Raw genomic sequence first — 11,132 nt, forward strand, 5'->3', positions numbered from 1 at the left:
CCCGGATTCTTTTAACTCATGCCCACTGCGAACACTCTGGAAATGCTTATCGCTACCGCAAACTTGGAGCGCGCATCGCCATTCACCACTCTGAGGCCCAAGCGGTGGAAACAGGGAATGACGGCACGGCATCCTACGCCTTTTTCCATTTTGAAAAGTATCACACCTGCTCTGTGGATGACAGGCTTACAGAAAACGACTACATAAAGCAAGGAGAATTTTGTTTTCAGGTGATTCACACACCTGGACATTCCAGGGGCTGTGTGGTCTATGAATTAAAAACGGAAAATCGAATTGTTCTTTTTACCGGCGATACGCTCCTAGCCGATCGTCTTTGCCTGCGAAGCGCCTTGGGCTGGACAGGCGCAGCGGATTACGATCAGGAAAGCTATGTGAACAGTCTTTTACTGCTTTCCAGAAGAAAAGCTGATCTGGTGCTGCCTGGGCATGGAGAAATCTGTATGAAGGAGGGGGAAAGGCTTTTGGCCGGAGGACATCTGCGTGCCAGACTGCAGCTGCTAACCCAGCCCTCCCAGAAAATAGAAACCCGCAATTTTTTCAGAGAAAGGGGATGAAGCATGGAAATCAGAAAAAACATTTTTCAAATCTCAGGAGGCGCCTACGCCAATATCGCCAACATTTTTGTCATAAAGGGCAAAGACAGTCTCATTATGATAGATACTGCCGAAACGGCTTCTGATCATGAAATGTTGCAGACCAATATGGCATATTGGGGACTTGACCGATATCCGGTGTCTCATGTGCTTTTAACACATAAGCATTTTAATCACATTGGCAACGCCTGGCGTTACCAAAAAAAGGGTGCGGTAATTGTTGCGGGTGCTATGGACGCTGATGCCATTGAAACCGGAAACCTGGAAGAAATCTGTGATTACGATCCATTTCCCGCCAAGGAGGCCTACATCCCCTGTAAGGTGGATCTGCGTGTGAAGGACGGGGATATCTTTGAAGCAGCCGGACTTTCCTTTCAGGTGTTTGAGGTTCCGGGTCACACAAAAGGTTCCGTTTTTTATCAGTTGACAATGGAGAACCAAATTCTTTTGTTCACGGGCGATGTGCTGAATGTAAAGGAAGACTGCAGCGGTGCTTATTTAGGCTGGGAAGGGGGCTATGATTTTGACCGGAACGCCTTTTTTGAATCTATCAAAAAATTTTCCAGACTACAGTGCGATGTGATTCTGCCCGGACATTTTCAGCTATGTATGCAGGCAGGCAGCAGGATTCTAAACGATGCGTACCGCATTGCCCTTACAGAATGGAGAAAGCCTTCCGTCCCAAAAGAATAAATATTACATGACAATGCATCTTTTTTACGAAAGGAGAACAAATGAAACGATCACCAAAAGCATTATCTTTACTGTTGGCAATGATGATGAGCCTTGCTTTAATAGGCTGTGGGAAGTCTTCAGATTCCTCCAGTCAGGCTCAGGACACTGCGGCTTCTGCCAATCCATCGGATGGCAGCCAGACGGCAGAAGCAGAGACTGCGCAGGAAGAAATTGTGGAGCTTACCATGGCATATCTTGTCATCAGCACCTCCGCCTCCGACATGCAGCTTGTGGAGGATGAAATCAACAAAATTTCGGAGCCGGAAATCGGAGTGCGCATTAATATAGAAGCAATCAACATCGGAGATTATACAACCCAGGTAAACCTCATGTTAAATTCCGGAGAAAGCCTGGACATCATTCAGGCTCTTAACACTAATTTCTCCTCCTGGTATTCCAATGGAAGCATTGTACCCATCACAGCTGAATTGGAGCAGTACGGCCAGGGAATCGTTGACGCAGTAGGAGAAGAATATCTGGAAGCAGGCCGCATTAACGGAGAACAGTACGGCATAACCACCAATCGTGATCTTGCGACTGGCTACGGCTTTAATCTCCGCACTGATCTTTTGGAGAAATACCAGATTGACCCTTCTCAAATTCAAACGCTGGATGACATGGAGGAGGTACTTGCTATCATTCATGAAAACGAGCCTTCCCTTGTTCCCCTTACCATCAATACAGAGGGTGCAAAGCTGTTTAACAACATGAGGGCCGGCGTGGATCCTCTGGGTGATTATCTGGGTGTCCTTCTGGATATGGAAAGCGATACCTTAACTGTTGAGAATCTCTTTGAAAGCGAGCGGTACAGAGAATTTGTGGAAAAAATGTATGACTGGAACCAAAAAGGCTATATCCAGTCCGATGCAGCGACTTCCTCTGAGGTAGGACCCACTTTGATGCGTTCTGGAGGCACCTTTGCCATATCCGTTACCACCAAGCCCGGTCTGGCAACTCAGGTATCCACAGAGACCGGCCAGCCCATCCCTATGGTGGAAATTTATCCGGCCGACACCTGCACCACCACTGTACAGCTTTTACAGTATGCTGTGGCCCACAACTGTGAGCATGTGGACAAGGCAGTACAGTTTTTAAATCTTCTTTATACAAACCCGGATGTGGCAAACCTTCTGGCATGGGGCATTGAAGGAAAGCATTACGAAATTCAGGAGGATGGCCACATTGATTTTCCGGAAGGCGTGGATGCCTCCAACTCCGGCTATAATCTAAACCAGGGATGGCTTGTGGGAAATCAATTTATCACTTATGTATGGGTAGGAGACGACCTGGATATATGGGAGCAGCTGGATCACTTTAACAAAACGGCAATCGTTTCCAAAGCCATGGGCTTTACCTTCAATGCAGAGCCGGTAAAAACAGAATACGCTGCCTGCTCAGCAGTACTGGAACAGTACAGATGCGCCCTGGAGAGCGGTGCCATGGAGCCGGAATCCACTCTTGAGCAGTTTAACGATGCCCTGTACAACGCCGGTCTGCAGACCATCATTGATGAAAAGCAAAATCAGCTGAATGAGTGGGCAGCAAATAATTAAGCAAGTTACGAAACCTGAAAAGCCTTTTTCATTGCATTGTCATTGCAAGCTGTGCATCTTGGTTTTCAAGGTGCACAGCTTTCCCTTTATTATAGGAATGGAGGTTAATATGAACAAAATTAAGCTGGGCTTTGCCCCCACCCGAAGAAGCATTTTCAGCGCTCCGGATGCGTTTAGATACAGAAATAAAACCGCTGACAGGCTTCGAGAATTGAACATAGATTTTGTGGATATCACAGATATAAACGAAGAAGGACTTCTCTACAACGATGAGGATATGGAGAAAATTGCGCAAAAATTTTTGCAGGAAAAAGTAGATGGGCTCTTTCTTCCCCACTGTAATTTCGGAACAGAATACGAATGCGCCAGACTGGCAAAAAAGCTGCAGGTTCCCGTCCTTCTGTGGGGGCCTTTGGATGAAAGACCCAGCCCGGATGGCGTCCGTCTGCGGGATACGCAGTGCGGTCTCTTCGCCACCGGAAAGGTGCTTCGACGGTTTCGTGTACCCTTTACCTATCTGACAAACTGCAGGCTGGATGACCCTGTTTTTGAGCGGGGTCTGCGAGATTTTATGGCAGTGTGCAATGTGGTAAAAAGCTTCCGCAGCATACGCATTCTTCAGATTTCAACCAGACCTTTTGACTTTTGGAGCACCATGTGTAATGAAGGAGAGCTTCTGGAAAAATTCAATATTCAGCTGGCTCCGGTTCCCCTGCCTGAGCTCACAGATGAAGTCCGCAAGGCAAAAGAGGAAAAGCAAAAAATAAAAGAGATATGCAGCTACTGCCGTTCCCACATGAAGGTAGAGGTAGACGACAGTATTTTGGCAACCATTGCGGCTCTTAAAATTGCAATCAAAAGCCTGCTATTAAAATATGGCTGTCAGGCAGGCGCCATTCAATGCTGGAATCAACTGCAGTCTGAAATCGGCATTATGCCCTGTGCAGCCAACGCACTGTTAAATGAAGAGGGCTATCCTATCGTATGTGAGACAGATATCCATGGAGCCATCACCGCACTTATGGTGGAGGCGGCAGGGATGGGAGAGACCAGAAGCTTTTTTGCTGATTGGACCATCCGCCATCCTGATGTAGAAAACGGAGAGCTTTTGCAGCACTGTGGACCCTGGCCTATTTCCGTAGCCGGACAAACTCCTAAAATCACCTATCCACTTGCCTTCGACCATCCGGGAAGCCTGACTGCTGAAGCAAAGCACGGAGAAATTACACTGGCAAGATTTGACGGCGACAACGGAGACTATTTTCTTTTGCTGGGAAATGCAAAAGGAATTGAAGGGCCTGCCTGCATGGGCACCTATCTGTGGATTGCCGTTGAAAACATCAAGCGCCTCGAAGCCAAAATTGTGGAGGGTCCTTATATCCACCATTGTGTGGGAATCCATAAAAATGTTGTCCCCATATTATACGAGGCATGTAAGTACATAGGTGTAAAGCCTGATTTCTATGACCCTATAGAGGAACAGGTAAAAGCATATCTGCGCGGCGAATGAATTTAACGCCAAAAAAGCAGACTGGAGGTAATTATGGAAAATTTGACGACGCTTGCTTTTGATCTGCGCAAGGATGTTCTAAGCATGATCCGGCATGGTAAAACCGGTCATGTAGGAGGGGACATGAGTGTTATGGACATTCTTGTGGCGTTGTACTTTTCACAGCTTAAGGTTGACCCCAAGCACCCCGACGATCCGGACAGAGATCGATTCATTCTCAGCAAGGGACATTCCATGGAGGCCTATTACGCCGTATTGGCAGCAAAAGGCTTCCTGAACAGAGAGGATGTAATACAACGCTATTCCCAATTTGGTTCCCCTTACATAGGACACCCCAATAACAAGCTTCCGGGTATTGAAATGAATTCCGGCTCCTTGGGACATGGACTCTCTGTAGGCGTTGGCATGGCCTTAGCCGCTAAAATGGACAATCGGTCTTACAGGGTATATACCGTACTGGGTGATGGAGAAATGGCTGAAGGAAGTGTCTGGGAGGCCATTATGGCTGCAGGACACTACCAGCTGGATAACCTGTGCGCCGTGGTAGACAGAAACCGGCTGCAGATTTCCGGAAATACCGAGGACGTTATGTCTCAGGATGACCAGGGTGCTCGCTGGAGCAGCTTTGGATGGCATGTGCTTTCTGCTGACGGCAACAATATTGATGCTCTAAATGCTGCCTTTGAAAAGGCAAGATCCTTCCAGGGAAAGCCCACTGTGATCATAGCCCATACCATTAAGGGCTATGGATCCCCTCTTATGGAAAATAAGGCTTCCTGGCATCACAAGGTGCCTACAGAGGAAGAATATAAGCAGATTCTGCAGGATTTAGAGAGAAGGAAGGAGGCATTTTCCCATGAACAAAATTGCAAACCGGCAGGTCATCTGTGAGGTCTTGATGAAAGGAGCCCAGACAGATCCCAATATTGTGGTTCTTTGCAGTGACTCCAGGGGCAGTGCATCCATGACGCCCTTTGCGCAGGAATACCCCCGGCAGTTTGTAGAGGTAGGCATTGCAGAGCAAAATCTGGTCGGTATTGCCGCAGGACTGGCGAGTTGTGGAAAAAAGGCTTTTGCCGCTGCTCCTGCTAGTTTTTTGACCACCCGCAGCTACGAGCAGGCTAAGGTGGATGTTGCCTATTCGGGAACCAATGTAAAGCTGATCGGCATCAGCGGTGGAATCAGCTATGGCGCCCTGGGGATGACCCATCATTCCCTTCAGGATATTGCCGCCATGGCCTCCCTTCCCAATATGCGTGTATATCTGCCCAGTGACAGACATCAGACAAAATGCCTTGTGGAGGCACTTTTGAAGGATGAAAAACCCGCCTATATCCGTGTGGGCCGTCAAAGTGTAGAGGATGTTTATCAGGAGGATGCCATTCCTTTTACCTTCCAGAAGGCCACAGTCATAGGCGGCGGAACGGATCTGCTTATCGTCGCCTGCGGCGAAATGGTACAGCCTGCGGTGGAAGCCGCACGGCTGCTGAAGGAGCTTCAAATACATGCCACTGTTTTGGATATGTATTGTGTTAAGCCGCTGGACATAGAGACACTTTTCACTTATGCTTCTAAGGCAAAAGCTGTAATCACGGTGGAAGAGCATTCTCCCTTCGGAGGGCTTGGCAGTATGGTAAGCCAGTTTATCGCACAGGTTTGTGCCAAAAAAGTAATAAACATGAGTCTTCCCGACGCCCCTGTGATCACAGGAACCTCAAAAGAGGTATTTGATTACTACAAACTCAACGCGGAAGGAATCCGCAGCAAAGCAATGGAGCTTATGAAAAATGTCTGAGTATATTTTAGGAATCGATCAAAGCACCCAGGGCACAAAGGCGCTTCTTTTTGACCAGGAGGGGACACTGCTTGCCAGAGAAGATATTTCCCACAGACAGATTGTTAATCCTGCAGGCTGGGTATCCCATAACCCCATGGAAATTTATCACAATGTTCTTCAGGCGATAAAAAATCTTGTGTCCAAAAGCGGCATTCGGAAATCTCAGATTGTGTGTATAGGCATCAGCAATCAACGGGAAACCTCTCTTGTGTGGGATAAAAAAACCGGTCTTCCTTTGGATCACGCCATTGTATGGCAGTGTGCCAGAGCTGCTGCCGTCTGTGAAAAACTGAAAAAAGAAGGTGCTGCAAAATTCATACAAGAAAATACCGGCCTGCCGCTTTCTCCTTACTTTCCAGCGGCAAAGCTGGCTTGGTTTCTGGAAAACGTTCCAAAACTCCAAAAAAAAGCCCAGAAGGGCCAGGTGTGCTTTGGAACCATGGACACCTGGCTTGTATACAAGCTTACCCAGGGAAACTCCTATAAAACAGATTATTCCAACGCTTCCCGCACTCAGCTTTTTAATCTCTTTACACTGCAGTGGGATTCTGAAATCTGCCAGCTTTTTGGTGTCCATCCCGAACAGCTGCCTGCCATATGCGATTCTGACTCTGACTTTGGGGAAACTACCTTGGAAGGATATCTGGACGCTCCCATCCCTATCCATGCGGTGCTGGGAGACTCCCACGGCGCCTTGTTCGGCCAGGGATGTCTTTCCAAGGGAATGGTGAAGGCCACCTACGGCACAGGCTCCTCTATTATGATGAATATCGGAGCCGCCCCTGTATCAAGCAGCCATGGCCTTGTGACCTCTCTTGCCTGGAAGCTCAAGGGCAAAGTAAGCTACGTGCTGGAGGGCAATGTAAATTATACCGGCGCAATTATTTCCTGGCTGCAGCACCAGGCCGGACTACTTGCTTCCCCTGAGGAAACGGAAGCCTTATGCCGGCAAGCCTGTCAGCATGACACATTGTATTTTGTTCCCGCCTTTACCGGGCTTGGCGCCCCCTACTGGGAGCCGGATCTTAAGGCTGCTTTGCTTGGTATTGACAGAAACACAGGGAAAAAAGAAATTGTCAAGGCCGGAGTGGAAGCCATTGCCTATCAAATAGCCGATGTGATAAGCGCAATGCGTCAGGATACAGGTATCCCTGTCAAGCTAATGCGTGCGGACGGAGGCCCCGCACAAAATACATATTTAATGCAGTTTCAAAGCAGCCTGCTCAACGCAGAAATCCATGTGCCGGATACAAAAGAGCTGTCAGGTATGGGAGCAGCCTATGCGGCCGGATTTGCAATGGGTCTGCTGCCCGCAAATCTCTTTGAGAAAAAGCAGTTTTCCATGTATCGGCCTGCTTCGGACACAGACCGGATCAAAGCTAAGTATGAGGGGTGGAAAAGGGCCGTCCGGATTCTTTTGTCCGGCAAAGAGGAAAAAAGAAAGAAGGATAATGAATGAAAAAAGGAAAAAGGCTTCGTGCTTTTAAAAGGTATCTGCCACTTTATCTGCTGGCGCTGCCCAGTATGCTTTATCTCTTAATCAACAATTATATTCCCATGGCAGGAATTGTAATTGCATTCAAAAATATAAACTTAAAGGATGGAATCTTCAATAGTCCTTGGTGTGGCTTCCAAAATTTTAAATATCTTTTTGCCACAAAGGATGCCTTTACCATCACCCGCAACACCATTCTGTACAATATTGCATTTATCATCCTGGGCACTGCTTTTGCCATTTTACTTGCTATTTTGCTCAGCGAGCTGAAAAACCGGGTTTGTTCAAAATTTTATCAGACAGTGATTTTGTTTCCCTATCTGGTATCCATGATTATTGTAAGCTACCTGGCCTATGCTTTTTTGAGTGAAAAAACCGGATTTTTAAACAATTCCATTCTGCCTCTGTTTGGAGCAGACCCTGTCGCCTGGTATTCGCAGACAAAATACTGGCCTTTTTTGCTGGTATTTATTTACCTTTGGAAATCCAGCGGCTACTCCTGTATTATTTATTTGTCCTCCATTATGGGAATCGATCCGGCTTATTATGAGGCGGCCGCTTTGGACGGAGCGTCCATCTGGCAGCGCATCCGCCTTATTACTATTCCTCTAATAAAACCTACTATACTTATGATGATGATTCTTTCCGTAGGTAAAATCTTTTACTCGGATTTTGGGCTATTTTATCAGGTGCCGCAAAACTCAGGACCTCTTTATCCGGTGACAAATGTAATTGATACTTATGTTTACCGGGCGTTGCTGCAGCTGGGAGATATTGGAATGTCCTCCGCTGCAGGTGTGTATCAGTCCATTGTTGGATGTGTCCTTGTGATTGCCGCCAACAAAATTGTAAAACGGTACAGTGAGGAAAGTGCCATTTTCTAATGAATCGATGCCCGAAGAAGCGGGCTGGGAGGTATAAAAATGAATGCCAGATATAAAAAAGATAAAAATTTTCAAATTTTAACTCATATCGTGCTTGGAATATTCAGCTTTTTATGTCTTTTCCCCTTTGTGCTGATGCTGATATCCTCTCTTACCTCTGAAACCAGCATTACCAAATACGGCTACTCTATTTTTCCAAGAGAGTGGAGTCTGGAGGCCTACCAGTATATTATTCGGGAAGGGGAACAGATCTGCCGTGCCTATCTCACCACTCTGCTTGTAACGCTGATAGGCACAGCTCTCGGCCTTTACATGACCATGACCATCGCCTATCTGCTGTCTCGAAAGGACCTTCCAGGACGCCGTTTTTTAAACTTTTTTGTGATATTTACCATGCTGTATAACGGTGGGCTGGTTCCCTCATACATTATGTATACCAATTACTTTCATATAAAGAATACCTATTTTGCTCTTCTGGTTCCCAACCTTTTATTAAACGCCTTTTACATTATGATCACCCGATCCTATATTTCCTCCAGCATTCCCGAGGAGCTGATTGAGGCAGGACGTATTGATGGAGCCAGTGAAATCGGAAACTTTGTGCGTGTGGTTATTCCTCTGTCCAAACCCATTATTGTCACATTGGTTCTGTTTATCGGTATCGCCTATTGGAATGACTGGCTCAATGGTATGTACTACCTCACTGAGGCAAAATATTTTTCCATTCAAAATATACTGAACAAAATGCTGAACAATGTGAATTTCCTTGCCACCAATTCTTCCATTGCTCAGCAGGCAGGAAACGTCAGTGTTCCCTCCATCACCATACGCATGGCCATTGCCATGGTGGGAATTCTGCCCATTATTATAGTATATCCTTTCCTTCAGAAATATTTTGTAAAGGGAATTACGCTGGGAGCAGTAAAGGGATAACATTCAAAGAAGGGACGAAGGCTTTTTGTCATCGCCCCTTTTTCTTCTGTTCATAATGATTTTTTACTCCCATTTAAGAAAATAAATGTTTTTATCCTGCGTTAACAATTCCTTAACATCCCTGTGCTATATATAAATAAGAATAGCATGGGGAGGCGAATTTTGTGTTTAAAATATTAGTAGTGGAGGATGACCGGGAATTGAATAAGACCGTTTGCTCCTATCTGAATCAAAACGGTTTTGAGGCACAGGGGTGCCTTGGCGCCAGCGAAGCCTATGACGCCATGTACGGCGGCACCTTATTCGACCTTATTATCTCAGACATTATGATGCCGGACATAGATGGCTTTGCATTTGCCAAAACCGTGCGGGAGCTGAATCAGGAAATCCCTATCCTGTTCATGACAGCCAGGGACGATTTTTCATCCAAGCAGCGGGGATTTAAGCTGGGCATTGATGATTATATGGTAAAGCCCATTGATCTGGATGAGCTGCTTCTGCGGATTGAGGCATTGCTGCGGAGGGCTAAAATCGCCGCCAGCAAAAAGCTTGTAATTGGCAGCTTAACCATGGATATAGAGGAGCATACCGCTTATCTGAAGGGGGAGGAGATTCCTCTGACGGTGCGGGAATTTAATCTCATTTACAAGCTTTTGTCCTATCCCAAAAAGACCTTTACCCGTTCTCAGCTGATGGATGAATTTTGGGACAGCGCTTCCTCCTCCGGGCCCAGAACGGTAGATGTGTACATGACAAAGCTGCGGGACAAATTTTCCGGCTGTGATGACTTTGAAATTGTAACCGTTCACGGATTGGGATACAAGGCGGTGCTGAAATGAAAAAAAAGGATAATGCAAAAATTGTCCGGTGGCTGTTTTCCTTCCGCCGGTATCTGGCCTTTTTCCTGTTGATGGCCTTTGTGATCAGCTGCTGCATGATCCTGTTCCTCAACATGGTGACAAGAACCACAGGACTGGAGTTTACACAGGCCCACATAGAGCAGGCCGCCAAGGTGACCTTCTTAAATGTGGTTTTACTGAGCCTGCTCTGTACAGTGATAGATGGTATCCGGCGTAAATTTATGATAGACCGTCCGGTGAAGAAGATTGTGAATGCTGCAGAACAGCTGATGAAGGGAGACTTCTCCATACGAATCCCTCCCTTTCACGGCGTGTATTCTATGAGCGGGTTTGACGTGATCGCCGATTACTTCAATCAAATGGCTAAAGAGCTTTCCGGAACAGAGACCCTTCGGACGGACTTTATTGCCAATGTGTCTCACGAGCTGAAAACGCCTCTTGCAGTGATTCAAAACTACGGCACAATGCTTCAGCAGCCTGATCTGTCTGAAGAAAAACGGATGGAATACGCCAAGGCAGTCACCGATGCCTCCAGGCGGCTTGCCAGCCTGATCACCAATATTCTAAAGCTGAATAAACTGGAGAATCAACAGATTTACCCCAAGGCAGAAACCTATGACCTGGGCGAGCAGCTGTGCGAATGCCTGCTTGCCTTTGAAAGTGCCTGGGAGGAAAAGGAGCTGGAGATCGAAACGGATGTGGAAGAGGATG

General features: G+C 46.8%; 11 protein-coding genes. All 11 read left to right on the top strand.

From position 1 onward, the window contains the following. Positions 1 to 575, top strand: a 575-nt coding sequence (locus AC1WIP_RS05525; RefSeq protein WP_481140883.1) for an MBL fold metallo-hydrolase, incomplete at its 5' end; no start/stop codon positions are given. A 3-nt stretch (positions 576 to 578) separates the two neighbouring features. Beyond that, entirely contained in the window at positions 579 to 1,307 is a 729-nt protein-coding gene (locus AC1WIP_RS05530; protein ID WP_481140884.1) for an MBL fold metallo-hydrolase, read from the top strand. A 41-nt stretch (positions 1,308 to 1,348) separates the two neighbouring features. Beyond that, entirely contained in the window at positions 1,349 to 2,902 is a 1,554-nt protein-coding gene (locus AC1WIP_RS05535; protein WP_481140885.1) for an ABC transporter substrate-binding protein, read from the top strand. Between the two features lie 109 nt (positions 2,903 to 3,011). Then, complete coding sequence (locus AC1WIP_RS05540) at positions 3,012 to 4,412, top strand: L-fucose/L-arabinose isomerase family protein (protein WP_481140886.1); 1,401 nt, start codon at positions 3,012 to 3,014, stop codon at positions 4,410 to 4,412. A 33-nt stretch (positions 4,413 to 4,445) separates the two neighbouring features. Beyond that, positions 4,446 to 5,303 carry a transketolase gene (locus tag AC1WIP_RS05545; RefSeq protein ID WP_481140887.1) on the top strand — a complete coding sequence of 286 codons (858 nt, stop codon included), beginning with the start codon at positions 4,446 to 4,448 and terminating at the stop codon, positions 5,301 to 5,303. Beyond that, the gene (locus AC1WIP_RS05550) at positions 5,269 to 6,207 is read left to right on the top strand and encodes a transketolase family protein (protein ID WP_481140888.1); all 939 of its coding nucleotides are present in this window, start codon (positions 5,269 to 5,271) and stop codon (positions 6,205 to 6,207) included. Before AC1WIP_RS05545 ends, AC1WIP_RS05550 begins: the two co-directional genes overlap by 35 nt. After that, the gene (locus tag AC1WIP_RS05555; protein ID WP_481140889.1) at positions 6,200 to 7,708 is read left to right on the top strand and encodes an FGGY-family carbohydrate kinase; all 1,509 of its coding nucleotides are present in this window, start codon (positions 6,200 to 6,202) and stop codon (positions 7,706 to 7,708) included. The genes AC1WIP_RS05550 and AC1WIP_RS05555 overlap by 8 nt, the downstream gene beginning before the upstream one ends. Beyond that, positions 7,705 to 8,628 carry an ABC transporter permease gene (locus tag AC1WIP_RS05560; protein WP_481140890.1) on the top strand — a complete coding sequence of 308 codons (924 nt, stop codon included), beginning with the start codon at positions 7,705 to 7,707 and terminating at the stop codon, positions 8,626 to 8,628. The genes AC1WIP_RS05555 and AC1WIP_RS05560 overlap by 4 nt, the downstream gene beginning before the upstream one ends. 39 nt (positions 8,629 to 8,667) lie before the next feature. After that, positions 8,668 to 9,561, top strand: coding sequence for a carbohydrate ABC transporter permease (locus tag AC1WIP_RS05565; RefSeq protein WP_481140891.1), 894 nt, complete (start codon positions 8,668 to 8,670; stop codon positions 9,559 to 9,561). A gap of 164 nt (positions 9,562 to 9,725) precedes the next feature. Beyond that, positions 9,726 to 10,400 carry a response regulator transcription factor gene (locus AC1WIP_RS05570; RefSeq protein ID WP_481140892.1) on the top strand — a complete coding sequence of 225 codons (675 nt, stop codon included), beginning with the start codon at positions 9,726 to 9,728 and terminating at the stop codon, positions 10,398 to 10,400. Next, on the top strand, positions 10,397 to 11,132 hold a 736-nt coding region (locus AC1WIP_RS05575; RefSeq protein ID WP_481140893.1), incomplete at its 3' end, for a HAMP domain-containing sensor histidine kinase. The genes AC1WIP_RS05570 and AC1WIP_RS05575, both read left to right, overlap by 4 nt.

The sequence above is a fragment of the Acetatifactor sp. genome (assembly GCF_982438285.1).

What these genes read in the sequence shown, in the direction of transcription:
- AC1WIP_RS05550 (WP_481140888.1), top strand. Translation starts at nt 5,269, where the DNA reads ATGAACAAAATTGCAAACCGGCAGGTCATCTGTGAGGTCTTGATGAAA.
- AC1WIP_RS05560 (WP_481140890.1), top strand. Translation starts at nt 7,705, where the DNA reads ATGAAAAAAGGAAAAAGGCTTCGTGCTTTTAAAAGGTATCTGCCACTT.
- AC1WIP_RS05545 (WP_481140887.1), top strand. Translation starts at nt 4,446, where the DNA reads ATGGAAAATTTGACGACGCTTGCTTTTGATCTGCGCAAGGATGTTCTA.
- AC1WIP_RS05555 (WP_481140889.1), top strand. Translation starts at nt 6,200, where the DNA reads ATGTCTGAGTATATTTTAGGAATCGATCAAAGCACCCAGGGCACAAAG.
- AC1WIP_RS05535 (WP_481140885.1), top strand. Translation starts at nt 1,349, where the DNA reads ATGAAACGATCACCAAAAGCATTATCTTTACTGTTGGCAATGATGATG.
- AC1WIP_RS05565 (WP_481140891.1), top strand. Translation starts at nt 8,668, where the DNA reads ATGAATGCCAGATATAAAAAAGATAAAAATTTTCAAATTTTAACTCAT.
- AC1WIP_RS05540 (WP_481140886.1), top strand. Translation starts at nt 3,012, where the DNA reads ATGAACAAAATTAAGCTGGGCTTTGCCCCCACCCGAAGAAGCATTTTC.
- AC1WIP_RS05530 (WP_481140884.1), top strand. Translation starts at nt 579, where the DNA reads ATGGAAATCAGAAAAAACATTTTTCAAATCTCAGGAGGCGCCTACGCC.